Source organism: Massilia genomosp. 1 (assembly GCF_011682185.1).
Taxonomy (GTDB): domain Bacteria; phylum Pseudomonadota; class Gammaproteobacteria; order Burkholderiales; family Burkholderiaceae_D; genus Telluria_A; species Telluria_A rubra.
Map to the genome: position 1 here is coordinate 23,679 of NZ_WHJF01000049.1, position 25,222 is coordinate 48,900.

Sequence of the window (25,222 nt, forward strand, 5' to 3'; positions counted from 1 at the left end):
ATTAACCTCCCAGGTGCGAAATCTGCGTGTGCGCGCTGGCGCCGTCGCCCTGGCCATCGGCGCCCAGCGAAATCCCGACCGACAGAATATCGATCAGCAGCAGTTGCATGATGCGCGAGATCATCGACAGGAAGCTGGTGCTGTCCTCGGCATGGTCGACCGCCAGGCACACCGTGGCCTTCTTGGCCAGCGGCGTGCCGCTGCCGGTCATCGCAATCACGTCCGCCCCGGCCGCGCGCGCCGCGTCCACCGCCACCAAGAGCTCGGGCAAGCGCCCCGAGTTCGAAATCGCAATCACCACGTCGCCCGGCTTGAGCAGTTCGGCCGCCAGGGTAAACAGGTGCGAGTCGCCGTACGAGGCGGTCGGGATGCGGAAGCGGAAAAACTTGTGCTGGCCATCCAGGGCCACCACCCGCGAATTGCCCATCGCGTAAAACTCGACCCGGTGCGCGTGGGTCAGCAACGCGATGGCGCGGTCGAGCGCATGCACGTCGAGCTGGTCGCGGAATGTCAGGATCGCCGAGACGGTATTGTCGATCACCTTGGCCGACACATCGTGCGTGCTGTCGCCGCCGCGCACCTGGCTGTGGCGCACGGGGATGGCGCCGGTCAGGCTGCTGGCAAAGCGCAGCTTGAAGTCGGCCAGTCCCAAAAAACCGAGCGAGCGGCAGAAGCGGATCACGGTCGGCTGGCTCACTTCGGCCAGGCGCGCGATGTCGGCAATCGGCTCGCCCAGCACCAGGCGCGGTTGCCCGAGCACCAGGCTGGCCACGCGCTGCTCGGCGGGCGTCAGTTCGTGCTGCAGGTGCTGGACCCGCTCCATCAGCGTGTTGGCGCCGCTGCGTCCGCGCAGGTGCTCCGACAAGATCGTCGCCACGCCGTGAAAGGCAGGATTCGGTGTCGTGATGACGTAGGTGGGAATGCCGGCCAGGTAGCTGGAAAAGCGCCCCTTGGCTTCGAAGCGGCTGCGAAAGGGCGAGCTGGCAAACAACGCGCCGATGCGCGGCACGATGCCGCCACCGATGAACATGCCGCCGAACGCGCCCAGCGTCACCGCCAGGTTGGCGGCGGCCCCGCCCAGCATGCCGCAGAAGCACTCGATCACCTCCAGGCACAGCGGGTCCTGGTCGTCCAGCGCGCCGGCGATGATCTCGGGCGAGGTGCGCGGCGCGCCGGCGACGCCGCGCACGCCATTGCGCTGCGCCAGCGCGCGGTAGATGATTTCCATGCCGGGGCCGGAGATCAGGCGTTCGTTCGATACGTGCGGCCACTCCGTCCAGGCGAACCGCAGGATCGCAAATTCGCGCTCGTCGGCCGGCGCGAAATTGACGTGCCCTCCTTCGCTGCCGAGCGTGACAAAGCCATCGAGCGTGGGAATCACGCCCGACACACCCAGGCCGGTGCCGGGACCGAGCACGCCGATCACGGCGTTGGCGGCGGCCTTGCCGGGGCCGACCTGCATCAGGTCCCCAGGCATGAGGCCCGGCAGCGCCATCGCCAGCGCGGTAAAGTCGTTGACGATCAGGAGCGTGTGCAGCCCCAGTTCGCGCCGCACCGCATCGGTGGAAAATTCCCAGTCGCGGTTGGTCATGCGCACCTGGTCGCCGTTGACCGGGTTGGCGACCGCCAGCGCGGCGTGGTTGAGGGTCATGCCGGCATGGTCGGCCAGGTAGAAACGCAGCAGCGGAACGATGCCTTCGAAGTCGTCGCACTTGAGCACCCGCACCGAACGGAATACGCCCGGCGCGGTTTGCAGCGCGAAGCGCGCATGCGTGGCGCCGATATCGGCCAGCAGGCGCGGGCCGTCGGCAAACGCCGTGCGGCCCAATCTTTCGGCGTCGCTCTGGTCGTTCATCCGTTCTTGGTGCCGAACCAGGCGCCGTAGGCAGGCAGGGTGATGCTGCCTTCTTCGGCATTGCCATGCAAGCCATGACCGATCATCGATACCGCTTCAAGCGCGTCGGCAAACTGGTAGGTGACCGGCTCGGGGCCGAGATTGAACACGGCCAGCACGCTGGGGTGGCCGGCCAGGTCGCGGCGCAGCGCCAGCAGCGGTTCGGGCGCATCGAAAAAGACGATGTCGCCGCGCGTGAGCTGCGCTTGCTGGCGGCGCCAGGCAACGATGCGGCGCGCGAAATTGAGCGGCGAGTCGGTGTCGGTTTCTTGCGCGCTGGCGGCCGAGGCGATGTGTTCTTCGGCTACCGGCAGCCACGGGGTACCGGTGGTAAAGCCGGCGTTGGGCAGTTCGGCGGTCCAGGGAATCGGCGTGCGGCAGCCGTCGCGGCCCTTGAACTCGGGCCAGAAGGTGATGCCGTACGGGTCCTGCAGCAGCTCGAACGGCACGTTCGCTTCGGTCAGCGCCAGTTCGTCGCCCTGGTACAGGCACGGCGTGCCCTTGAGCGAGAGCTGCATCGCCAGCACCAGCTTGGCCAGGGCATGGGTCGGGGCGGCGCCGCCCCAGCGCGTCATGACGCGGATGCTGTCGTGGTTCCCGACCGACCAGGAAGCCCAGCCGCCCTTGACGCGCGCTTCGAACTCTTCCACCTGGCGGCGCACGTGGCCGGCCGAAAACTCGGGCGTGAGCAGGTTGAAGCTGTACGCCATGTGCAGCTTGTCGCCGTCGGCGGTGTAGTCGGCCATGACGCCGAGCGCATCGTCCGCGCCCACTTCGCCGATGGCGACCGCGCCGAATTCGTCGAGCAGCACGCGGATCTTCCGCAGGAAGGCGATGTTCTCGGGCCGCGTCTTGTCGTACACGTGCGCCTGCATGCCGTACGGGTTCACGTCGGTGACGGTGGAGGTGTCGCGGTTGGTGGCGGCTGGATTACTGCGCAGTTCAGGATCGTGGAAGTGGAAATTGCAGGCGTCCATGCGCACGCCGTCGACGCCGCGCGCCAGCCAGAAACGCAGGTTGTCCAGGTGCGCCTGCTGCACCTGCGGATGATGGAAGTTCATGTCCGGCTGGCTGACCAGGAAGTTATGCAGGTAGTACTGCTTGCGCCGGCTGTCCCACTGCCACGACGAGCCGCCGAACACCGACAGCCAGTTATTCGGCGGATTGCCGTCGGCGAGCGGGTCGGCCCACACGTACCAATCGGCCTTGGGATTGTCGCGGCTCTGGCGGCTCAGGGCGAACCACGGGTGGATGTCGGCCGTGTGCGAGAGCACCTGGTCGATCATGATCTTCAATCCCAGGCCGTGCGCTTTGGCGACCAGCGCGTCGAAGTCGTCCAGGGTGCCGAACATCGGATCGACGTCGCAGTAATCGGCCACGTCGTAGCCGAAGTCTTTCATTGGCGAGGTGAAGAAAGGCGAGATCCAGACGATGTCGGCCCCGAGCTGGGCGATGTAGTCGAGTTTTTCGGTAATGCCCGGCAGGTCGCCGATTCCGTCGCCGTTGGTATCACGGAAACTGCGCGGATAAACCTGATAAATGATGGCCTCGCGCCACCATGGCGTATTTTGTTCGGAGTGCAGCGAAATATCGTTGTTCATGATGGGCGCCCAGTTGAGATTCTGTACATAATATACATCAATTTAATCGATCTTACAATTTGCCGGACCGCGCTGGAAGTAGCTGAAAATCCTCTATTTTTCAATCACTTACCTGCCCGTCACGGATATTTCACGAACCGCAACAGTAGTCAAACTACATACAAAACCGCAGACGCCCCTCACTGTCCATACAGCCCCGCGCACCCGCGCGGCGTGCCGGCGCGCCTGGCGGGGCCGATCCTGAATATACCTATTGCCAGCCCCCGGACGTGGGCTTAGCATCCCATCTGTTTATATAGCAGGAGTACCCATGTCGCAGTTGGATAAAGAAAGAGAAAGAGAAAGAGAAAGCGGAAACGGGCCGATGCCCCGGCAGATTCCGTACATCGTGGGCACCGAAGGATGCGAGCGATTCAGTTTTTACGGGATGCGCAACATCCTCACCCCTTTTTTGATCAGCACCCTGCTGCTGTTCATGCCGCTCGCCGAGCGCGCCGGCGAAGCCAAGCACGTGTTCCACACCTTCGTCATCGGTGTGTACTTTTTCCCCTTGTTGGGCGGCTGGCTGGCCGACCGCTTCTTCGGTAAATACGACACCATCTTCTGGCTCAGTCTTGTGTACTGCGCGGGGCACGCCTGCCTGGCGGTTTTCGAAGATAGCCTCAAGGGCTTTTACTTCGGCCTGTTCCTGATCGCGCTCGGTTCGGGCGGCATCAAGCCATTGATCTCCTCGTTCGTGGGCGACCAGTTCGACCAGACCAACAAGAACAAGGCGAAAGTCGTCTACGACGTGTTCTACTGGATGATCAACTTCGGCTCCTTCTTCGCCTCGCTGCTGATGCCCTACTTCCTGTCCAGGCACGGAGCGGCGGTCGCTTTCGGCATTCCCGGCGCGCTGATGTTCGTGGCCACCATCGTGTTCTGGCTCGGGCGCAAAAAGTACATCCATGTGCCGCCCGCTCCACCGGACCCGGACTCGTTCACCCGCGTGGCGTACACCGCCCTGCTGGCGCACAAACCGGGCCAGGCCCGCACCGGCCTCGCGGTCGCCCTGTTCGGCATGGCCGGCGCGGTCGCCTCGCTGGCCATGGCGCCGCAATGGGGCTTTGTTATCGCCGCCTGCACCGCGCTGGTCCTGCTGCTCGCTTTTGGGGGCATCGGCACCTCGATGCAGCTCGAACGCGCGCGCGGCCTGCATCCGGATGTGGCGGTGGACGGCGTGCGCGCCGTGCTGCGCATCCTGATCGTGTTCGCGCTGGTCACGCCGTTCCACTCGCTGTTCGACCAGAAGGCGTCGACCTGGATCGTGCAGGCCAATTCGATGGTCCCGCCGACCATCAATATCTTCGGCAGCGAATTCTCCTTCGTGGCGGCGCAGATGCAGGCCCTCAACCCGCTGCTGGTGATGATCCTGATCCCGTTTAACAACCTGGTGCTGTACCCGGCCCTGCGCAAAATGGGCGTGGAGCCGACCCCGCTGCGCCGCATGACGACCGGGATCGTGTTCTCGGCGCTGTCGTGGATCGTGATCGGCACCCTGCAAGTGCAGATGGATGGCGGCACCCCGACCTCGATGCTGTGGCAGGTCCTGCCTTACGCGTTGCTGACCTTCGGCGAAGTGCTGGTCGCGGCCACCGGGCTCGAATTTGCCTACAGCCAGTCGCCACCGTCGATGAAGGGCGTGATCATGGCCTTCTGGTTCCTGTCCATCACCGTGGGCAGCCTGTGGGTCCTGATCGTCAATGCCAGCATCAAGAACGATGCGGTGCTCTCGAATATCGGCGCCAGCGGCTTTAGCGTCATCGCCTTCCAGATGTACTTCTTCGCCGGCTTCGCGTTCGTGGCCGCCGCGGTCTTCGGCTGGTACGCCACACGCTACAAAATGATGGATAACTACCGTTCCGACGCCGCACCGGCCAAGGCGTAAAACCGGCCGTAGCAAAGGCGGGCAGGCTGCCAGCTTGCCCGCCCCCACAACGAAAAAGGGGATCGTCATGCGTAAATTATTCCAGATAGCGTTCATGTGCTGCGCCGCCGTGTTTTGCACCAGCGCTTTCGCCGCCAGCGACCATGGCAGCGCCGAGGAAGCCAAGGCACTGGTGCAGAAAGTGATCGCCTCCATGAAAGCGAACGGGCGCGAGAAGACCATCGCCGAGATCAACGACATGCAAAGCACCCGCTTTCGCGACCGCGACCTGTACGTGACCATCAACGACATGAGCATGAAGAACCTGGCCCATGGCGCCAACGCCAAGATGCAGGGCAAGGACTTGATCGACCTGAAGGACGCGGACGGCAAACCGTTCATGCGCGAGCGCCTCGACCTGGTCAAGTCCAAGGGCAAAGGGTGGCAGGATTACAAGTTCGTCAACCCGGTCACCAAGCAGATCGAACCGAAGTCGATGTACTTCGAAAAGTACGAAGACTTGATCATCAACTGCGGCATCTACAAATAAGTACGCTTTGCGGGCGCCGCAGCCGTGGCGCCCTTCGCGCGCGCGCGGTTTTCCGCACACCGCAGCGCTTCCATTGCGGATTTCCGCCAGTTTTCCCGCCGCCCCGCGCCTGTGCGCCCGTGTGCGCCCCGTGCGCAAGCGTGGCACGAAAAATGCAACAAGCGTTGATGCACATAAACCATAACGGAGACTCAAGCATGAAAACCATCCATCACCTCGTCCTGGCGGCAGCCGCCCTGTCCGCGTCCGCCCAGGCGGCCGATAATGTCGTCAGGCTCGGCAACCTCAAATTCGCCCACTACGGCGCCGTCTCGTACATCAAGGAGATCGCGCCCAAGTGCGGCATCAAGGTTGAAGAAAACATGTTCGCCAAAGGCCCGGACGTGATGCAGGCGATCCTGTCGGGCGACCTCGATGTGGGCGCCACCGCGTCGGAAGCGGCCATCTCGGGCCGCGCCAACGGAGCGCCGATCTTCATCGTGGCCGGTTTCGCTAAAGGTGGCGCGCGCCTGGTCGCGCGCCCCGACGGCGGCATCAAGTCGGTCAAGGACCTCAAGGGCAAGAAGGTCGGCGTGACGCGCGGCGGCATCCATGAAGTGCTGCTGTACGCGCAACTGGCCAAGCATGGCCTGTCCTGGTCCGACTCCCCCGGCAAGGACGTGCATGTCATCTACCTCGCCTTTGCGGACCTGAACCAGGCGCTGCTCGGCAAGAACCTGGACGCGATCATGCAAAGCGAGCCGCAATCGTCGCAGGCGATCAACAAGGGCTTCGGCATGGAAGTGATGAAACCCTACGACACCCCGATCGGCGAGCCGGTACGCACGCTCGTCATGAGCGAAAAATTCTACAAGGAGAACCGCGCCACCGCCGCCAAGTTCATGAACTGCTTCGTCCAGGCCACCAAGCTGTTCATCGATAACAAGGCCGCCGGCGAAAAATACGTGCGCGAGACGATGTTCAAGAACCAGATCACCAAGGACGATTTCGAGGATGCGATCGCCAACTCGCCCTACACCTACGACATCAGCATCGAGCATATCCAGACCACCACCGACGTGATGGCAAAGACCGGCACCGGCAAGATGCGCGTGCCGCCGGTGGCCAAGGACTGGGTCAAGACCGACCTGCTGGAGCAGGCCAAGAAGTCGCTCTCCGTCCAATAAGCCGGGGTTCCCATGACTCAGACTAAGTGGCGCGAAAGCGCCGTTGGATTCGTCGTGCCGGTCGTCATTGTCGCCTTGTGGCAGGCTGGCGCCATGCTCGGCTTGATCAATCCGCAGGTCTTGCCATCGCCTTGGGCGGTGCTCAAGAAGTGGGTCGAATACGCCCTGCCGCTGACCGCGTTCGACCCGGCCGCCGGTTCGCGCCTGGCCTGGATGTTCTCCGGGGAGCTGCTGATCGACACCGCCGGCAGCATGTACCGCGTGGTGGTCGGTTTTGTCATCGGCGCCGGCCTGGCGCTGCCGCTTGGCCTGGCCATGGGATCGAGCCGCACCATGTACAACTGGCTCAATCCCCTGATGCAGGTGCTGCGCCCGATTCCGCCGATCGCCTACATTCCGCTGGCGATCCTGTGGTTCGGACTTGGCAATGCGCCGGCCGTGTTCCTGATCGCCATCGGCGCGTTCTTCCCGGTGCTGATGAATACCATCGCCGGCGTGCGCCAGGTCGACAGCATCTACATCCGCGCCGCCCGCAACCTGGGCGCCAGCCAAAGCACCATGTTCCTGCGCGTGATGCTGCCGGCCGCCGTGCCGTACATTTTGTCCGGCGTACGGATCGGGATCGGCACCGCTTTCATCGTCGTCATCGTCTCCGAGATGATCGCCGTGAACAACGGGCTCGGTTTCCGCATTCTGGAAGCGCGCGAATACTTCTGGTCCGACAAAATCGTCGCCGGCATGATCAGCATCGGCATGCTGGGCCTGGGCATCGACATCGCCATGAATAAACTGAACAACCATCTGCTGCGCTGGCACCGCGGCCTGGAGACCTGACATGACTTCCTCCCACATCGACATTACGAACGTCAGCAAGATCTTCAACGCCGGCGAGCGCGAAGTGACCGCCCTGCGCGACATCAACCTGCACATCCCGGACGGCCAGTTCGTCTGCCTGCTGGGGCCTTCCGGCTGCGGCAAGTCGACCCTGCTCAATGCGATTGCCGGCTTCGCGCTGCCGTCCACAGGCGACATCCACGCCAACGGCAAGCTGGTGAGCGCGCCCGGACCGGATCGGGGCATGGTGTTCCAGGAGTACGCGCTGTTCCCCTGGATGACGGTCGAGAAGAACATCGGCTTCGGCCTCGGAATCAAGGGCATGGCCCCGGCGGAAATCGACAAGCGCGTCGGCGCCCTGCTCGAGATGCTGTCGCTGGCGGACTTCCGCCACCGCTTTCCGAAGGATCTGTCGGGCGGCATGCGCCAGCGCGTGGCGATTGCGCGGGTGCTGGCGCTCGACTCGCCCATCATGCTGATGGACGAACCGTTCGGCGCGCTCGACGCGCTCACCCGGCGCAACCTGCAGGACGAGCTGCTGCGCATCTGGGCCGAGGTGAAAAAGACGATCGTGTTCGTCACCCACAGCATCGAAGAGGCGATCTACCTGGCCGACCGCATCATCGTGATGACTTACCGGCCCGGCACCGTCAAGCGCGACATCATCGTCGAACTGCCGCGCCTGCGCGATCCGTCGTCGGCCGCCTTCAATGAGCTCAAGCGCGAGCTGGGGGCGCTGGTCATGGAAGAGCAGCAGCGCCACCACAACGACGAAATCCGGATCGCGGCTGTCGATTAAGTGGGTACGTGCAGTAGAATCGACGCCACTCACCGTGGACCGCTCATGCACGTAAAAAAACAACTCGCCTGGCTCCTCGCACCGCTCGCCAGCGCCGCCCTGATTGCAGCCATCTACCAGGGGGCGGTGCGCCAGGGCGGGGCCGACGAACTCGAACGCGGCGCGCGCCAGCTGCAGCTGATGGCGCCCGAGCTGGAGTCGGCGCTCGACAAGTTCGAAACCCTGCCCTACGTCGTCGGCCTGCAGGAGAACGTGGCCGCGCTGCTGATGCAACCGGGCGAGCGCGCGCGCATCGACCAGGTCAACCGCAGCTTGCAGGCGATCGCGCGCCAGTCGAGAGTCGGCGCGATCTACCTGATGGACCGCGACGGCAACACGCTCGCCGCCAGCAACTGGGACTTGCCGCTCACCTTCGTGGGCCGCAACTTCGGCTACCGTCCATATTTTCACGAAGCGCTGGCCGGGCGCGCCGGCCGCTTCTACGGCATCGGCAGCACCACCAGCGAACCCGGCTACTTCATCGCCCAGCCGGTGATGCAAGGCGCGCGCGTGCTGGGCGTGGTCGCAGTCAAGATCAGCCTCGATGAATTCGCCCGCAATTGGGCCGGCCTTGACGACGCGATCGTGCTGGCCGACAGCGCCGACGTGGTGTTCCTGTCCAACCGTCCCGAATGGAAGTACCGCAGCCTGCAAGCGCTCTCCGCCACCACCCAGCGCCAGCTGGCCAGCACCGATCAATACGCGCGCCGTCCGATCACGCCCATCGACGGGCAGTTGCCGCCGCATGCGACGCGCCGGACCGGCCCCCTGAACTGGCAACTGATGCTGTTCCCGGCGCAGGACCGGGTGCGCCGGGTAGCCGCCTTATGGGCGCTGGCCGCAGCGCTGGTGGCGGCCAGCGCCATCGTCGCGGCCTGGGCCCTGTACCAGCGCCGCCGCCGGCTGGAAGAGCGCCAGGCCGCCAACGCCGCATTGCGGCGCGCCGCCGGCGAACTCGATCTGCGGCTGGCCGAGCGCACCGCGCTGCTGCGCCAGGCCAACGACGACCTGGAGGCGCGCTACGCCACCCTGAAACAAACCGAGCAGGTACTGCGCTCGACCCAGGACCAGCTGGTCCAGGCGGGCAAGCTGGCGATGCTGGGCCAGATGGCGGCCGGCGTCACGCATGAACTGAACCAGCCGCTGGCCGCGATCCGCGCGTTTGCCGACAATGCCCGCACCTTCCTGGAACGCGGCCAGCAGGAGCAGGCCAGCGCCAACCTGACCCACATCAGCGACGCCAGCGCGCGCATGGGCGCCATCATCGGCCAGTTGAAAGGCTTTGCGCGGCGCAGCGACGCCGTGGCGACGGTCGACATCGCCCAGTCCCTCGCCGCCTCGGCGTTTTTGCTGCAGGGGGAATTCAAGCGCCTCGGGGTCGCGCTGGCGCTGCCGTCGCCGCTGTCGTCGCCCATGCAGCTGCTGATCACCGGCGACGCCGTGCGCATCGAACAGGTGTTCATCAACCTGCTGCGCAATGCGCTCGACGCCGTCGACGAGGCCCAGGTGCGCGAAGTGTCGGTCACGCTGGCGTCGATTGACGGTTACGCCGTGGTGCGCATCAGCGACAGCGGCCCCGGCATGTCCGACAGCGTGGCCGCGCACCTGTTCGAGCCGTTCTTTACGACCAAGCCATCGGGCAAGGGCCTCGGGCTCGGGCTCGCGATATCATCATCGATCGTGCAAGCCATGAACGGACAGCTCGAAGGCAGCAATCGCCCTGGCGGTGGCGCCGTGTTCGAAGTCCGCCTGCCGCTGCCGGAGAAAAGGAACGAATGAAGACCATGCAGGCTATCCTGGTGGAAGACGAAGCGCCGCTGCGCCTGGCCACCACCCAGACCCTGGAACTGGGGGGCTTTACCGTGCATGCCTACGCCAGCGCCGAACAAGCGCAAGGCGCGCTGGATGCGGCTTTTGACGGCGTCATCGTCAGCGACGTACGCCTGCCCGGGCGCTCCGGCCTGGACCTGCTGGCGCAAGTGGTGGCGCTGGACGCGGAACTGCCCATGATCATGGTGACCGGCCATGGCGACGTGGCGATGGCGGTCGGCGCGATGCGCGCCGGCGCCTACGACTTCATCGAAAAACCGTTCGGCGCCGAACGCCTGATGGATGCCGTCCGGCGCGCCCAGGAGCGCCGGACGCTGGTGCTGGAAAACCGCCGCCTCAAGACCGCGTGGGCGCTGCATCCCGATACGCCGCAACTGGTGGGGCGGTCCGACGCCATTGAACGGCTCAAGGTGTTGGTGCGTAATATCGCCCCGGCCGGGGTCGACATTTTGATCCACGGCCAGACCGGCACCGGCAAGGAAGTCGTGGCCCGCCTGATCCACGCGGCCAGCGCGCGCAAGGGCAATTTTGTCGCGATCAATTGCGGCGCCCTGCCCGAGTCGGTGTTCGAGAGCGAGATGTTCGGGCACGAGGCGGGGGCGTTCACGGGCGCGCACAAGCGCCGCATCGGCAAGCTCGAATACGCCAACGGCGGCACCCTGTTCCTCGACGAGATCGAGAGCATGCCGATGGCGCTGCAGGTCAAGCTGCTGCGCGTGCTGCAAGAGCGCCAGCTTGAGCGCCTGGGCGGGAACGAGGCGATCGCCGTGAACTTTCGGATCATCGCGGCCAGCAAGGCCGACTTGCTGGAACTGAGTAAGGAGGGGCGCTTTCGCGAAGACCTGTACTACCGCATTGGCGTGGCCACCATCGATTTGCCGCGCCTGAACGAACGGCGCGACGACATCGCCCTGCTGATGGCGCACTTTACGCAGGATGCGGCGCAGCGCTACGGACGTGCGGCGCCGCAGTGGAGCAGTGAGCAAATGCGTCAGTGGCAGGCGGCGGAGTGGCCGGGCAATGTGCGCGAACTGCGCAACTTCGCCGAGCGGCTGGTGCTCGGCATCGTCGCCACGGCGGCGCCGGCATCGGTCGCCGCTCCCCTCGCCGGCGCCGCCCTGAGCCTGCCGCAGCAGCTCGACGCGTATGAGCGTGAACTGATCTCACGAAAGCTTGATGCGGTCGATGGCAACGTCGCCACCGCCGCCGACCAACTCGGCGTGCCGCGCAAAACCCTGTACGACAAGCTCAAAAAATATCAGCTCGCCCCGGGAAGAAAAATGTAACCTCACTACAAAGTCGCCGATAATATGCAAAAACCGGGGGCTTGGGCGACATCGAGGTGTAGCAAAGATACTCGCTGCCCCGGCGCTTGTATAACGACGACACCGGACGCCAGATGACCTTTTCACTTTTGAGTGCCGCAGTTCTCGCCGGCGCGAGCGCGTCGGCATCGGCCGCGCAAACGACAGCGGTGTGCGACAGCGATCATTTTCAAACGATCGTGCGGCCGGCGCGCGGCGGCATCGAGGCACGCGCCGTCTGGCTGGACCGGCGGCTCGCGCAGTGGCCGGGAGTGGAGAACACGGGGCGATTCAAGCTGTACTACTCACCCGACGGGCGCATCGTCGCGCCGAGCGGCGGCATGGTCAGCGGCGCTGCCGGCGCACTGTCGCTCGCCCCTTACAAGGACGCACTGGCGCCGGACCTGGCGCAGCGCTTCAAGTATGTGGGCAAAGGCGTGTTGCTCGCCGTGGCGGCATCCGACTTGGCGCGCCTGCCCGACCTGCACCGCCAGCAGTTGGTCCTGGTGCAGGAAGACGCCAACGGAAAAGTAGGCGCGGCGACCAGGTTGCAGGCGGCCGGCGCGCTCGACGATCTTTACGCGGCTGCGGAACTGGCGGACGATCTCGGCGCCGCGCCATCGCACCGGGACACCACCTTCAAGCTGTGGGCGCCGACCGCGCAACGCGTAGCTCTCTGCACCTACGACAGCGGCGGCGGGCGCGCAAAGGCGCTTGATGCGATGCGCTTCGACCGCACCACAGGCATCTGGAGCGCCACGCGAAAAGGCGACCTGTCCGGCAAATACTATACCTATGCCGTCGACGTGGTGGCCGATGGCGCGGGCCTGGTCCGCAACATGGTGACCGACCCGTACTCGGTCAGCCTGACGGCCGATTCGAAACGCAGCTATATCGCCAAGCTTTCGTCGGCGCGCCTCAAGCCGGCCGGTTGGGACAAGTCGACGCCGCCCGCGACCGTGAAAGCGCAGACCGACATGGTCGTCTACGAACTGCACGTGCGCGATTTTTCGATCAACGACGCCACCGTGCCGGCGGCCAGTCGCGGCAAGTACGCCGCCTTTTCCCAAGCCGGTTCGAACGGCATGAAGCACCTTGCCGCCCTGGCCCGCGCCGGCATGACCGACATCCACCTGCTGCCGGTGTACGACATCGCCAGCATTCCAGAGCGCGGCTGCGCGCAGCCTGCTCCCGCGGGCGCGGCCGATGGCGAGACGCAGCAGACGCTGGTCAGGCGGACGGCGGCGACCGACTGCTTCAACTGGGGCTACGATCCGTATCATTACAACGCGCCGGAGGGCAGCTACGCGAGCGACGCGTTCGATGGCGCGCGCCGCATCATCGAGCTGCGCCAGATGGTGATGAACCTGCACCGGACCGGCCTGCGGGTCGGCATGGACGTGGTCTACAACCACACCTTCGCTTCCGGCCAGAAGGAAAAATCGGTCCTCGACCGCATCGTGCCCGGCTACTACCACCGCTTGAATGCGGCCGGCGGCGTCGAGCAATCGACCTGCTGCGACAACACCGCCACCGAAAACCGCATGATGGGCAAGCTGATGATCGACTCGGCCGCCTTGTGGGCGCGCGAATACAAGATCGACTCGTTCCGCTTCGACCTGATGGGCCACCAGCCGCGCGCGGTGATGGAGCAGTTGCAGGCACGCGTGAACGGCGCCGCCAGGCGTCACGTGCAGTTGATCGGCGAAGGCTGGAACTTCGGCGAGGTGGCCGACGGCGCGCGCTTCGTGCAGGCCTCGCAACTGTCGCTCAACGGCAGCGGCATCGGCACCTTCAGCGACCGCGCACGCGACCATGTGCGCGGCGGCTCGGCGGCCGATACGGGAGAAGACATGGTCCGGCGCCAGGGCTACATCAACGGGCTTGTGTACGACCCGAATGCGCTCGCTGGCGAGCGCGCGCCAGCGGACCTGATGCAGGCGGCCGACATGGTGCGCGTGGGGCTGGCCGGTTCAGTGCGCAGCTACGTCATGCAGACCTGGAAGGACAGCACCTTGCAACTGGCCGCCATCGACTACAACGGCCAGCCGGCGGGCTACGCCAGCGAACCGGGCGAGGCGGTCAACTACGTCGAGAATCACGACAACCAGACCCTGTACGACATGAACGTGTACAAGCTCCCGCTGGCAACCACCGGCGCCGAACGCGCACGCGTGCAGGTGCTGGGGGCGGCGATCAACGCGTTCAGCCAGGGCGTGGCCTACTTCCACGCGGGGATCGACACCTTGCGTTCGAAGTCGCTGGACCGCAACAGCTTCAATTCCGGCGACTGGTTCAACCGCATCGACTGGACCTACCAGGATAACTACTTCGGCGCCGGCGCGCCGCCAGCCGACGACAACGGCAAAGACTATGCGCTGATCAAGCCCTTGCTGGCGAACGCCGCGCTCAAGCCCACGCCGGCCGACATCGCCTTTACGCGCGATGCGTTTCGGGACCTGTTGTCGATCCGCGCCAGTTCCACGCTGTTCCGCATGCGCAGCGCGCAGGACATCGGGCAGCGCCTGCGCTTTTACAATACCGGGCCGACGCAGGAGCCCGCCGTGATCGCGGCGCATATCGACGGCAAGGGTTACGCCGGCGCCGGTTTCGCCGGCGTGGCGTACTTCATCAATGTGGACAAGCTGGCGCACACCCTGGATGTGGCCGAACTACGCGGCAAGCGCCTGCGCCTGCATCCGGTGCATGCGGCGCCCACAGCGGCTGACCAACGCGCCGCGACCAGCACCTACGACAGCGCGGCGGGACGTTTTACCATCCCCGCACGCAGCGCCGTGGTGTTCGTGGAGTAGAGCTAGATATCGAGGTGCGAGATCAGCGAGCGCTTCTTGTCGTGATCGGCCGAGTCAATGCCCTGCGCGCCGAGCGAAATCCCGACCGACAGAATATCGATCAGCAGCAGCTGCAGCACGCGCGAGATCATGGACAGGAAGCTGGTGCTGTCTTCGCTGTGATCGACCGCCAGGCAAATCGTCGCCCGCTTCGCCAGCGCCGACTTGCTGCTGGTGATCGCAATGACATCGGCGCCGGTGGCGCGCGCCGCATCCACGGCGGCCAGCAATTCCGGCAACTGGCCCGAGGTGGAAATGGCGATCACCACGTCGCCCGGCTTGAGCAGTTCGGCGGCCAGGGTGAACAGGTGCGAGTCGCCGTACGACGAGGTGGGAATGCGGAAGCGGAAGAACTTGTGCTGGCCATCGAGCGCCACCACGCGCGAGTTGCCCATGGCGTAGAACTCGACCCGGTTGGCCTTGCGCAGCAGCGCGATGGCGCGGTCGATCGAGACCACATCGAGCTGGTCGCGGAATTTCAGGATCGCCGACACCGTATTGTCGATCACCTTGGCCGACAGGTCGTGCGTGCTGTCGGACACGCGCACCTGGCTGTGGCGCACGGGGATGGTGCCGGTCAGGCTGCTCGCGAACTTGAGCTTGAAGTCGGCCAGGCCCAAAAATCCCAGCGAGCGGCAAAAGCGGATCACGGTCGGCTGGCTGACGTCGGCCAGGCGCGCGATTTCGGCGATCGGCTCGCCCAGCACCTTGCGCGGGTGTTCCAGCACCAGCGTGGCCACGCGCTGCTCGGCGGGCGACAGCTCGTGCTGAAGATGCTGCACGCGCTCCATCAGCGTGTTTGCGCCGCTGCGACCGCGCAGATGTTCGGAGAGGATCGTCGCCACGCCGATGAAGGCCGGGTTGGGAATCATGATCACGTAGGTCGGGATCTGGCCCAGGTAGGACGAAAAGCGCCCTTTGGCCTCGAAGCGTGCGCGGAACGGCGATGTGAGGAACCACTCGCCCATGCGCGGCACGATGCCGCCGCCGATGAAGATGCCGCCAAAGGCGCCGAGCGTGACCGCCAGGTTGGCGGCGGCGCCGCCGAGCATGCCGCAAAAGCACTCGAGCACTTCGAGGCAGAGCGCGTCGTTCTCGTCCAGCGCGCCGGTGATGATCTCGGGCGAGGTGCGTGGCGCGGCCTGCACGCCGTTGCGCTGGGCCAGCGCGCGGTAGATCAGTTCCATGCCGGGGCCGGAAATCAGGCGCTCGTTCGACACGTGCGTCCATTCCTTCCATGCGTACTGGAGGATCGCGAATTCGCGCTCATCGGCCGGGGCGAAATTGACGTGCCCCCCTTCGCTGCCGAGGGTGACGAAACCGTCGACGGTCGGGATCATGCCGGACACGCCAAGGCCGGTGCCCGGTCCCACCACGCCGATGACGGCGTTGGCGGCCGGCGTGCCGCCGCCGACCTGCATCAAATCGGCGCCGGACAGGCCGGGCAGCGACATCGCCAGGGCGGTGAAGTCGTTCACGATCAGCAGGGTGTTCAGGCCCAGTTCGCGGCGCACTTCATCGGTGGAGAATTGCCAGTCGCGGTTGGTCATGCGGATCATGTCGCCGCTGATCGGATTGGCCAGGGCGAAGGCGGCGTGATTGATGCGGATGCCGGCGTGGTCGGCCAGGTAGGTATGCAGCAGCGGAACGATGCCGGGGAAGTCGTCGCACTTGAGCACGCGCACCGAGCGCAGGACGCCGGGCGCGGTTTCGAGGGCAAAGCGCGCGTGGGTCGCGCCAATGTCGGCCAGCAGCCGGGGGCCGTCGGCATAGGCGGTACGGCTGTACTTTTGTTCTGAATCGTTTTCTTTGGTCATCGCGGTCACTTCGGACAGTTCGGGCAGTTCGGGCAGTCGCGCGTAGCATACCCTATTGTATGAATAGTATGAAATGCCCCTGCCCAGGCAGGGGCACGCGCATCAGTTCGCGATCAGTACAATGCCGTTCCTGGTGTGGAAATCAACCTTCCCGCCCGCCACCACGGCCTTCTTGCCCGAGTAGTAATCGGTCACCGACTCGCCATCCCTGAAAATCGGCGCCACCACAATCGGCGTCGACTTGTCGGTCGGCAGGTCGAGCCCCACCACGACCCGATCCTTCTCGTAGGTGCGCGCAAACACGTACGGCGTCGCCAGCAGCTTGCGGTGCTCGCCCGCGCCCACCGCCGGATGCATCTGGCGGAAGCGGCCGATGATCCCCCAATGCTTGCGCACCTCCGCGATCCGATACCCGTCGCGCTGCGCGTTGCTGGCCAGTTCATCCCAGTTCATGAATGAGCGCAGCACCGCATCACCCTTCGCGCCCGGGTAAGTGAGCAGGCGCGCGGTCTCGTCGCCGTAATAGATCTGCGCCGCGCCCGGCGAGAGCAGCAGCTTGACCGCCGAGTCGTAAGGACGCGTGCGCGCCGGATCGAACGGCGCCGCGTCATCGTGCGAGCTCAGATAATTCATCACCGAATAGCCGCGCAGCGGCCCTGCCAGCAGCGCCGCATAGCGGCCGAACATGGCGTCGTAGCCGCCCCTGGCGTCCGACGTCATGCTGAAATTGATCACGCTGTCGAAGCCATTGTCGTAGAAGTCGACAAAGGTTTCGCCGCCCATGTCGAACTGGTGCGCGTGGCGCAGCGAGTAGTTATAGACTTCGGCTGTCATGTAGAACTTGCCGTCGCCGAGGCGCTTGGACGGGTTGTCGCGCTTCCAGTCCTCGAAAGCCTTGCTGGCGACCTTTTTCAGCTCCTTCCACACGCGCGGTTCGACGTGCTTGGCCGTGTCGGCGCGGAAGCCGTCGAAGCCGTACTTGCGCACCCAGTCCGCGTGCCACTTCATCAGGTAGTAGCGCGGCGCGCGCGGGTAGCCGGTCTCCTTGAAGAAGGCATCCAGGCTCGCCCCTTCGCGCTCGTAGCGCCCTTCGTCCTTCCACTTGGCCACCAGCGCCGGCGGCAGTGCGACCGGGCGGTCGGCGTCGGTGCGGAAATCCGGCAAGTTCTTTACCAGGGTGCAGTCGATGGTGGTGCGCGCATCCTTGAAGGCGCACACCGGCGCGGTACGCACCCAGTCCTTCGGCCATACCGGGTCCGATGCCGTGACCGGTCCGGTATGGTTCATCACCACATCGAGCAGCACGCGGATGCCGTTGGCGTGCGCGGTATCGACCAGTTCCTGCAGGTCCGCTTCGTTGCCGAGATTGGCGTCGATGCTGGTGAAGTCGCGCGCCCAGTAGCCGTGAAAGCCGTAGGATTTACCGGTGCCTTCATCGGTGCCGGCGTGAATCTGCTCGACCGGCGGCGAGATCCAGATCGCATCGACGCCCAGCTCCTTGAAATAGCCTTCCTTGATCTTGGCGGTCACGCCGGCAAGGTCGCCGCCCATGTAGCCGCGCAGCGGTGCGGCGTCGGCCTTGCGGCCGTAGGCCAGGTCGTTGGCGCGGTTAGCGTTGTTGAAGCGGTCCGTCAACAGGAAATACACAGTCGCGTTTTCCCACACAAACGGGGTGCGCGCCACGGGCGGAGCGGCGCTGACGTGGGCAGCGCCGAAAGTGAGCGCCAGTGAGACTGCAAGTGCGGAAAATTTCATGTATTCCCTGTTGGCTGTTGGTGATTAAAGTGAATCAGGTGGTGACCGTCGGCCGGTCGCGCCCCGTACGCTGGTGCAGGCCGGCCAGCCGGTCGGCGATCGCCGCCAAACCGGCCAGCGCTTCCTGCGCCGGCATGTCGTGCATGGCCACGTCGCCCTCGTAGCGTTCGAGGTAAAGACGAATGGTGGCGCCTTCGGTCCCGGTGCCGGACAGGCGGAACACGATGCGCGAGCCATCGGTCATCACGATGCGCACGCCCTGCTTGCTGGCGATGCTGCCGTCGACCGGGTCCTTGTAAACAAAATCGTCGGCGAAATCGACAGTGTAGCCGTCGATGACCTGGCCGGCCAGTGCGGGCAACTGCTCGCGCAGGTGCGTCATCAGTTCTTCGGCCGCCTTGGACTCGACCGCCTCGTAGTCGTGGCGCGAGTAGTAATTACGGCCGAAGCGCGCCCAGTGCTCGCGCACCAGCGTCTCCACAGGCTTGCCGCTCGCGGCCAGCAGGTTAAGCCAGAACAGCACCGCCCACAAGCCATCCTTTTCGCGGATATGGCTTGAACCCGTGCCGTAACTCTCTTCGCCGCACAGGGTCACCATGCCGGCGTCCATCAGGTTGCCGAAGTACTTCCAGCCGGTCGGCGTTTCGTAGCACGGCACCTTGAGCGCTTGCGCCACCCGGTCAGGCGCGGTGGAAGTGGGCATGGAGCGGGCGATGCCCTTGATGCCGCCGCGGTAGCCGGGTGCGACGCCCGCATTGGCGGCGATGATGGCCAGGCTGTCGGAAGGCGTGACGGCGATGCCGCGCCCGACGATCATGTTGCGGTCGGCGTCGCCGTCCGACGCCGCCCCGAAGTCCGGCGCGTCTTGCGCCGACATCAGCGCCACCAGTTCGGCCGCATTGACGGGATTGGGGTCGGGATGGTGGCCGCCGAAGTCTTCCAGGGGCGTGCCGTTGATGACGGTGCCGGTGGGGGCGCCGAGCAAGCCTTCGAGAATCGCGTGCGCATACGGACCGGAGACGGCGTGCATGCCGTCGAAGCGCATCGTGAAGCCGCGCGCGAAGAGGGCCTTGATGGCTGCAAAATCGAACAGCTCGCCCATCAGGGCTGCGTAGTCGGCAACCGGGTCGATCACTTCGACGTCCATCTGTTCGATGCGCGCGCCGCCGATGGCATCGAGATCGAGCTCGCCGGCGTCGCTGATGCGGTATTCGGTGATCACCCTGGTCCGCTCGTAAATGGCGTCGGTGATTTTTTCGGGCGCCGGGCCGCCGTTGGCGATGTTGTACTTGATGCCGAAATCGCCATCGGGTCCGCCGGGATTGTGGCTGGCCGAGAGCACAATGCCGCCGGACGCGCCGCGCTTCCTGACGACGCAGCTCAGGGCCGGCGTCGACAGAATGCCGCCCTGCCCCACCAGCACTTTGGCAAAGCCATGTGCCGCCGCCATGCGCAGGATGACCTGGATCGCGTGGCGGTTGAAATAGCGCCCGTCGCCGCCGACAACGACCGTCTGGCCGGCGCAGTCGCCGAGCGTATTGAAGATCGACTGCACGAAGTTTTCGAGGTAAGCGGCTTGCTGGAACTCGCTGACCTTCTTGCGCAAGCCGGACGTACCGGGGCGTTGTCCGGCAAACGCCGTGGTGTTTACTGTGTGGATGGTCATTTTTACTCCTGTCTGTTAACAATACGATACGACAGGTAGGAAAATTTCGACGCCACCTTAGGTTTTCTGCTCGCCTTTATCGGTCACGAACACGGTCAGCAAGCCGCCGATGGCCATGCACGCGCCGGCCAGCAGCAAGGTCGCCACCGGACGCCCGCCCAGCAAGGCCTTGCTGATCGGCCCAAGAATCACCCCGCCGATAATCTGCGGGATCACGACAAAGAAATTGAAGACGCCCATGTAAAAGCCCATGCGCTGCGCCGGCAACGCGCCGGCCAGGATGGCATACGGCACGGTGAGAATGCTGGCCCACGCGATGCCCACGCCCACCATCGGAATGAGCAGCATCTCTTTTTGCGTGATGAAGAAAATGCTGGCCAGGCTGATGCCGCCGATGACCAGGCAGGCCAGGTGCGTCATCTTGCGGTTGGTGCGGCGCGCGATCACCGGCAGGATGAAAGCGGCAATGGCCGACACGCCGTTATACACCGCGAACATCACGCCGACCCAGTTGCCGGCGCTCTGGAAGGCGGCCGACTGCGCGTCGACCGTGCCGAAGACGTTTTCGGCCACGGCCGGGGTGGTGTTGACCCACATCGTAAACAGCGCCAGCCACGAAAAGAAGCTCACGCTCGCCAGTTGCACCATCGTGCGCGGCATGGTGGTGAAGCCGCCAAGGATCTCGCGCAGCGCGGTCAAGGTGCCCTTGCGCTTTTCGACCTCGGCGCGGAACGCCTGCATGTCTTCCGGCGGCGCCTCGCGCGTGGTGATGACGGTCCACGACACCGCGCCGATAAAGGCCAGGCCGCCGGCATAGAACGAGTAGCGCACCGTGTCCGGGATGCCGCCGGCGACCGGGATATTACTGACGTTGAACCACTCGGTGAAGATGGTCGGCAGCAGCGAGGCGATCACCGAGCCGCAGCCGATGAAGAAGGTTTGCATCGCAAAGCCCGAGGTCTGCTGGACCGGGTGCAGCTTGTCGCCCACAAAAGCGCGGAACGGCTCCATCGACACGTTGATCGAGGCGTCCATCATCCACAGCACGAACACCGCCATCCACAGCGACGAGGAATTGGGCATCAGGAACATGGCGACGGTGGCGAGGAAGGCGCCGAGGAAGAAGAAGGGTCGGCGCCGGCCCCAGAACGGGTGCCAGGTGTTGTCGCTCAGGTAGCCGATCACCGGCTGCACCAGCAGGCCGGTCATCGGCGCGGCGAGCCAGAACAGCGGCAGGTCGTCGGCGTTCGCGCCCAGGGTCGAGAAAATACGGCTGGTATTGGCGTTTTGCAGGGCAAACCCGAACTGGATGCCAAAGAAGCCGAAGCTCATGTTCCACAACTGCCAGAAGCTCAGGCGCGGTTTGATTGGCGGGAATTGCATCTGCATCGGGAGTCTCCAGGCGTTTGGCTACGCATTCTATTTGTAGGAAAATAACATGGCGATTTCCAAGTGTCAATCTAAACAGTTCCATAGTAGAATCGCCGCAGGAAGCCGGGTAAATCACACAACAAATTCGCGGTTTTGTAGTCAAATAACAGAACGAGATGGGGACATGATGCTGGACATGCAGAAGCGCCTGAACAATTCTTTTTATGCGACCCTGAGCCTGCCGTCGACGGCCATGGGATTCGCGCTCTGCATCCAGATTTCGGCCCTGAGCTGGATTTTGAGCACGCGCTTCAACCTCAAAATCGACGAAATCGGCATCGTCTGGGCGGCCGGGCCGCTGGCCGGCATCTTTGGCCAGGTGATCATCGGCTTGATCAGCGACGACGCCTGGTTCTGGGGCGGACGACGGCGGCCTTTTATCCTCATCGGCGGGACCCTGGCCGCACTGATGGTGTTCCTGCTGCCGCGCATCGACGTGGTCAGCCACCTGCTGGGCATCAAGAATATCCTCATCGTGGCGGTGATCATCGCGCTCACGCTGGACCTGTCGATCAATATCAGCTTCAACCCGACCCGCTCGATCATCGCCGACCTGACCCCGGAAGGCGAAGCGCGCACGCGCGGCTACACCTGGATGCAGACCGTCTCAGGCTTCTTCGGCGTGATGGCGTATGTGATCGGTGCGACCTTGGGCAATGACGTGCTCATTTCGGTCGGCGCGGGCATCGTGTTCGTGTTTTCGGTGGTGCCGATGTTCTTCATCAAGGAAGAACGCGAGGTCGTAAAAAAGACCGAGACCGCCGTGGCCACCAGGGCCGACTGGGGCCAGCTGTGGCGCATCTACATCGCGCACGGCTTTGCGTGGCTTGGGGTGCAGTCGATGTTCGTCTACACCTACGGCTTTATCCAGCAGAAGCTGGTGCCGGCGGGGCTCGCGACCAAGGCGGCGGACGCGATGAGCGGGCAGATTATCGCCTACAGCTTCGCGGTCATGAATACCGTCGGCTTCCTGCTGCCGGCCCTGGTGCTGGCGCCCCTGGCGCGCCGCATCGGGCGCGTACACACGCAGGCCGCTTGCGTCGCCATCATGGCGGTCGGGTACTTTTTGATTGCGGCCACGGCGCGCACGCCGATGATGCTGTACGCGCTAATGGCGGTGGTCGGCATCGGCTGGAGCGCCATTGTCAGCCTGCCGTTTGCTATCATGAGCGACAAGGTGGACAAGAGCCGCATGGGATTTTTCATGGGCGTGTTCAACCTGTCGGTAGTGCTGCCGCAGTTGATGTCGTCCACGGGCGTCGGCTTCGTTCTGAAACGGGTGCCGGACCAGAGCACCTTGTACATCATTTGCGGCGCCTCGTTGGCCATCTCGGCGGCCTTGTGGTGCCTGGTGAAGGACGAGGCGCCGGCCACCCAGGCCGCGATGCCCGCTCCCGCACACTAATCCTGGCCCGCCCGCCGCTTGCCGGCAAGGTCGTTGCAAGAATTAATGAGAAGAAACCATGACGATATCGTTTTTAGAAGAACACGATGTATCCTTGTTGACCAGAGCCCTTCTGGTAGGGGCTGATCGCCCTGGGGCTGCGATCGCCGCGCGCGTTGCCGTAGACTGGGATTGCGGCGCTCGCCTGCGAATCGATGTGGCTTCGGCTGTCGAATGCATCTGCTTCCAGGCAGTCCGGATGGACGGCACCAAAGCGTATATCGGCTACGGAGGGCGCATCTTCATTGTCGATTGCGTGACAGAAGACGTGGTGATGCACCAGCTGGACGGGTATTTTTGCGACTTCTACGATGCTGCGCAATTGCAAACGTCCGGCGATGATTTCCGCCTCCTGGCCAGCTCCGCGTCCGAGCTGTTCGCCTTCGGGCCGGACGGCGCGCTGCGATGGAAAACCGCCGATCTCGGCATTGACGGCGTGCTGGTACACGCCGTCACGCCGACGCATATCGAAGGCAGCGGGCAGTGGGATCCGCCAGGCGGATGGGAGCCGTTTATCCTTGCAACGCGCACCGGTACACGCATCGGCGGTGGTTCCGCTTCCGCGCTTCCTCTGATGCAATGCGCATGATTGTCAAGATCCGCCCTGCCGCTGATACGCAAGAAAAATTGACCCGGCTATATTCTCAGTCCCCGACCGCAAGGAATCGATGCTGCTTAAAATTGGCGAGTTAGCGCGTCGTGCAGGACTGACCGTCCGCGCATTACATCATTACGACGATATCGGCTTGCTTCATCCATCCGGCAGATCGGATGCAGGATATCGGCTATACAACGCGGCAGACATTGAACGGCTTCACACCATCCAAGCCCTGCGCCATCTCGGCCTGTCGCTGGACGACATTCAAACAGCATTGGCTGAGCAGGGTAAATCTCTCCCGGACGTCATTGCCCGCCAACTTGAAGCAGTGGACCAGGACATTGACAAGGCCCTGCGCTTGCGCAGTCAGTTATTGCTCATTCAAAAACGCGTCGCGTCAGGCGTACCGCCGGAATCGGGCGATTGGTTGACAACGCTCTCGCTGATGGCGACGCATAGCCAGTATTTTTCTGCCACTGAATTGCGCATGCTGTTCGAGAACTGGCGGCGCGATGAAGCGCTTTGGCCCCCATTGATCACGGAAATGCAACAAGCCATCCAAGATGGGAATCCGCCGGATTCGGCAGTTGCGCAGCGGCTTGCCCTGCGCTGGATTGAAATATCGTTGCAATGGATGGATGGCAACATCGATTTGTTGCAGCGCTGGGATGCCATGCTTCAGCAAGAGCCAATCGCTGTGGCCAAAAGCCGGATCGATCCTGCAGTACTCGCCTTCTTCCATGCGGCCGTGCAATGCCGAAAAACAGCATTCCTGAAATACCTGACATCCGAGGAATACGCCCAATTACGCCTTGTCCGTACACGTGACTGGCAAGCGCTCGATGACGCCATAGAGGCATTGGCGCGCGCTCATGTGCCGTTCGACGATGTGCGTGTACGCGACCTGGTGCAGCGCTGGCGTGGCTTGCTTGACTACGCATCCAATGATGACCCCGCCATCAAGGCCAAGCTGCTCATTGCAGTCAAAAGCGAACCGGTTTTACAAGTGGGCCTGGCCCTGTCCGGCATCTCGCGCTGCTACCTGCGCAGTGCAAGCGCGGAACTGTCGTCAGAATGACCGCATTGACGATAGGCTGCCGGCGCGCGACCAGATTGGCGAACTTTGTGCTTGACCCTCACGTTGCGTGAGTGTTTATCGTGGTCCTTCCATCGATTTCACAAGGAGCATCCAATGAACACCACCCCAGTCAACCTGATGCAGTCTGGCAAGCCAAGCAAATCAGCACATCGCGTCGCCTTGCATCGCGCAGTACACCAATTGCTGGATGAGCCCATTGTTTTTGGTGATTAGCGCTGATCTTCAGCTAACCGACACCACGCTTCGGTTCGGTTGCCGGTAGCGACAGCAGCGTACAAGAGGCGCGTCAAGATGATCGACAAATCGAAGCGCCGGTTAAATCGATACTGAGCCTCGGCCAGATAGAGAAAACCATATTTATCGAAATCGAAAGCATGGTAGGTTCCGCCGGTGGCGGTTTTCAGGTTACTCAGAACGGTATTTATCCATCTGAAACACGGCATTGCGCTGCTCTTGCGGGCCGTGCCCACGACCGATGGCTCATGCTTTGCACCGGCCGCCTGCACTGCGGTGAAGCAGTTCAAACCATCGGAGACGACGATACTCGCTGCTGCCAGATGTTTCAATGCCCATTGCGCCACATCGGCTTTTCCGAACGTTTTCACCCTGGAGAATATGGCATATACCGGATGGCCTT

General features: G+C 63.9%; 18 protein-coding genes. 11 read left to right on the plus strand and 7 right to left on the minus strand.

The features are described 5' to 3' along the window. Position 1: 1 nt before the first annotated feature. Positions 2 to 1,855, minus strand: coding sequence for a glucokinase (locus tag F1735_RS18510; RefSeq protein ID WP_167238308.1), 1,854 nt, complete (start codon positions 1,853 to 1,855; stop codon positions 2 to 4). Beyond that, positions 1,852 to 3,495, minus strand: a complete 1,644-nt coding sequence (locus F1735_RS18515) for an alpha-amylase family glycosyl hydrolase (RefSeq protein WP_167238309.1) — start codon at positions 3,493 to 3,495, stop codon at positions 1,852 to 1,854. The genes F1735_RS18510 and F1735_RS18515 overlap by 4 nt, the downstream gene beginning before the upstream one ends. Positions 3,496 to 3,859: 364 nt before the next feature. On the opposite strand from F1735_RS18515, the gene F1735_RS18520 reads away from it, so the two are divergent. The 8 genes from F1735_RS18520 to F1735_RS18555 all read left to right on the plus strand — a co-directional run bounded on the left by F1735_RS18520 (position 3,860) and on the right by F1735_RS18555 (position 14,736). Continuing rightward, positions 3,860 to 5,422 (plus strand): POT-type proton-dependent oligopeptide transporter, encoded by a 1,563-nt coding sequence (locus tag F1735_RS18520; protein WP_167238310.1) that lies wholly within the window; start codon positions 3,860 to 3,862, stop codon positions 5,420 to 5,422. 67 nt (positions 5,423 to 5,489) lie between these two features. Then, positions 5,490 to 5,951 (plus strand): cache domain-containing protein, encoded by a 462-nt coding sequence (locus F1735_RS18525; RefSeq protein WP_167238311.1) that lies wholly within the window; start codon positions 5,490 to 5,492, stop codon positions 5,949 to 5,951. A 197-nt stretch (positions 5,952 to 6,148) separates the two neighbouring features. After that, on the plus strand, positions 6,149 to 7,117 hold the full coding sequence (locus F1735_RS18530; RefSeq protein WP_167238312.1) for an ABC transporter substrate-binding protein: 969 nt from the start codon (positions 6,149 to 6,151) through the stop codon (positions 7,115 to 7,117). A 12-nt stretch (positions 7,118 to 7,129) separates the two neighbouring features. Beyond that, a complete protein-coding gene (locus tag F1735_RS18535; RefSeq protein ID WP_167238313.1) occupies positions 7,130 to 7,951 on the plus strand; it encodes an ABC transporter permease in 822 nt (273 codons plus the stop codon). Between the two features lies 1 nt (position 7,952). After that, on the plus strand, positions 7,953 to 8,750 hold the full coding sequence (locus F1735_RS18540; protein WP_167238314.1) for an ABC transporter ATP-binding protein: 798 nt from the start codon (positions 7,953 to 7,955) through the stop codon (positions 8,748 to 8,750). A gap of 45 nt (positions 8,751 to 8,795) precedes the next feature. Continuing rightward, positions 8,796 to 10,568: a sensor histidine kinase gene (locus tag F1735_RS18545; protein ID WP_167238315.1), complete on the plus strand. Its 1,773-nt coding sequence runs from the start codon at positions 8,796 to 8,798 to the stop codon at positions 10,566 to 10,568. Further along, the gene (locus F1735_RS18550; RefSeq protein WP_373888546.1) at positions 10,565 to 11,905 is read left to right on the plus strand and encodes a sigma-54-dependent transcriptional regulator; all 1,341 of its coding nucleotides are present in this window, start codon (positions 10,565 to 10,567) and stop codon (positions 11,903 to 11,905) included. The genes F1735_RS18545 and F1735_RS18550 overlap by 4 nt, the downstream gene beginning before the upstream one ends. A gap of 113 nt (positions 11,906 to 12,018) precedes the next feature. After that, positions 12,019 to 14,736: an alpha-1,6-glucosidase domain-containing protein gene (locus tag F1735_RS18555; RefSeq protein WP_167238316.1), complete on the plus strand. Its 2,718-nt coding sequence runs from the start codon at positions 12,019 to 12,021 to the stop codon at positions 14,734 to 14,736. A 2-nt stretch (positions 14,737 to 14,738) separates the two neighbouring features. Here the strand turns inward: F1735_RS18555 and F1735_RS18560 are convergent, their stop codons facing one another. From F1735_RS18560 to F1735_RS18575, 4 genes are all read right to left on the minus strand, one after another. Further along, entirely contained in the window at positions 14,739 to 16,592 is a 1,854-nt protein-coding gene (locus F1735_RS18560) for a glucokinase (protein WP_167220933.1), read from the minus strand. A 102-nt stretch (positions 16,593 to 16,694) separates the two neighbouring features. Beyond that, the gene (locus tag F1735_RS18565; protein WP_167238317.1) at positions 16,695 to 18,347 is read right to left on the minus strand and encodes an alpha-amylase family glycosyl hydrolase; all 1,653 of its coding nucleotides are present in this window, start codon (positions 18,345 to 18,347) and stop codon (positions 16,695 to 16,697) included. A gap of 34 nt (positions 18,348 to 18,381) precedes the next feature. Beyond that, positions 18,382 to 20,013, minus strand: a complete 1,632-nt coding sequence (locus F1735_RS18570) for an alpha-D-glucose phosphate-specific phosphoglucomutase (RefSeq protein ID WP_167238318.1) — start codon at positions 20,011 to 20,013, stop codon at positions 18,382 to 18,384. 57 nt (positions 20,014 to 20,070) lie between these two features. After that, positions 20,071 to 21,402 carry an MFS transporter gene (locus F1735_RS18575; protein ID WP_222853022.1) on the minus strand — a complete coding sequence of 444 codons (1,332 nt, stop codon included), beginning with the start codon at positions 21,400 to 21,402 and terminating at the stop codon, positions 20,071 to 20,073. Between the two features lie 166 nt (positions 21,403 to 21,568). Between F1735_RS18575 and F1735_RS18580 the strand changes: the two genes are divergently transcribed. The 3 genes from F1735_RS18580 (at position 21,569) to F1735_RS18590 (ending at position 24,564) form a co-directional block, all read left to right on the plus strand. Continuing rightward, positions 21,569 to 22,849 (plus strand): MFS transporter, encoded by a 1,281-nt coding sequence (locus F1735_RS18580; RefSeq protein WP_229505849.1) that lies wholly within the window; start codon positions 21,569 to 21,571, stop codon positions 22,847 to 22,849. A 58-nt stretch (positions 22,850 to 22,907) separates the two neighbouring features. Beyond that, the gene (locus F1735_RS18585; protein ID WP_167238319.1) at positions 22,908 to 23,477 is read left to right on the plus strand and encodes a hypothetical protein; all 570 of its coding nucleotides are present in this window, start codon (positions 22,908 to 22,910) and stop codon (positions 23,475 to 23,477) included. A gap of 79 nt (positions 23,478 to 23,556) precedes the next feature. Continuing rightward, on the plus strand, positions 23,557 to 24,564 hold the full coding sequence (locus tag F1735_RS18590; protein WP_167238320.1) for a MerR family transcriptional regulator: 1,008 nt from the start codon (positions 23,557 to 23,559) through the stop codon (positions 24,562 to 24,564). Positions 24,565 to 24,794: 230 nt separating this feature from the next. On the opposite strand, the gene F1735_RS18595 is transcribed toward F1735_RS18590, so the two are convergent. Beyond that, positions 24,795 to 25,222, minus strand: a 428-nt coding sequence (locus tag F1735_RS18595; RefSeq protein WP_167238321.1) for a transposase, incomplete at its 5' end; no start/stop codon positions are given.

Excerpts from the sequence above, each read along its gene's own strand:
- F1735_RS18510 (WP_167238308.1), bottom strand. The coding sequence starts at position 1,855 with ATGAACGACCAGAGCGACGCCGAAAGATTGGGCCGCACGGCGTTTGCC.
- F1735_RS18515 (WP_167238309.1), bottom strand. The coding sequence starts at position 3,495 with ATGAACAACGATATTTCGCTGCACTCCGAACAAAATACGCCATGGTGG.
- F1735_RS18520 (WP_167238310.1), top strand. The coding sequence starts at position 3,860 with ATGCCCCGGCAGATTCCGTACATCGTGGGCACCGAAGGATGCGAGCGA.
- F1735_RS18525 (WP_167238311.1), top strand. The coding sequence starts at position 5,490 with ATGCGTAAATTATTCCAGATAGCGTTCATGTGCTGCGCCGCCGTGTTT.
- F1735_RS18530 (WP_167238312.1), top strand. The coding sequence starts at position 6,149 with ATGAAAACCATCCATCACCTCGTCCTGGCGGCAGCCGCCCTGTCCGCG.
- F1735_RS18535 (WP_167238313.1), top strand. The coding sequence starts at position 7,130 with ATGACTCAGACTAAGTGGCGCGAAAGCGCCGTTGGATTCGTCGTGCCG.
- F1735_RS18540 (WP_167238314.1), top strand. The coding sequence starts at position 7,953 with ATGACTTCCTCCCACATCGACATTACGAACGTCAGCAAGATCTTCAAC.
- F1735_RS18545 (WP_167238315.1), top strand. The coding sequence starts at position 8,796 with ATGCACGTAAAAAAACAACTCGCCTGGCTCCTCGCACCGCTCGCCAGC.
- F1735_RS18550 (WP_373888546.1), top strand. The coding sequence starts at position 10,565 with ATGAAGACCATGCAGGCTATCCTGGTGGAAGACGAAGCGCCGCTGCGC.
- F1735_RS18555 (WP_167238316.1), top strand. The coding sequence starts at position 12,019 with ATGACCTTTTCACTTTTGAGTGCCGCAGTTCTCGCCGGCGCGAGCGCG.
- F1735_RS18560 (WP_167220933.1), bottom strand. The coding sequence starts at position 16,592 with ATGACCAAAGAAAACGATTCAGAACAAAAGTACAGCCGTACCGCCTAT.
- F1735_RS18565 (WP_167238317.1), bottom strand. The coding sequence starts at position 18,347 with ATGAAATTTTCCGCACTTGCAGTCTCACTGGCGCTCACTTTCGGCGCT.
- F1735_RS18570 (WP_167238318.1), bottom strand. The coding sequence starts at position 20,013 with ATGACCATCCACACAGTAAACACCACGGCGTTTGCCGGACAACGCCCC.
- F1735_RS18575 (WP_222853022.1), bottom strand. The coding sequence starts at position 21,402 with ATGCAGATGCAATTCCCGCCAATCAAACCGCGCCTGAGCTTCTGGCAG.
- F1735_RS18580 (WP_229505849.1), top strand. The coding sequence starts at position 21,569 with ATGATGCTGGACATGCAGAAGCGCCTGAACAATTCTTTTTATGCGACC.
- F1735_RS18585 (WP_167238319.1), top strand. The coding sequence starts at position 22,908 with ATGACGATATCGTTTTTAGAAGAACACGATGTATCCTTGTTGACCAGA.
- F1735_RS18590 (WP_167238320.1), top strand. The coding sequence starts at position 23,557 with ATGCTGCTTAAAATTGGCGAGTTAGCGCGTCGTGCAGGACTGACCGTC.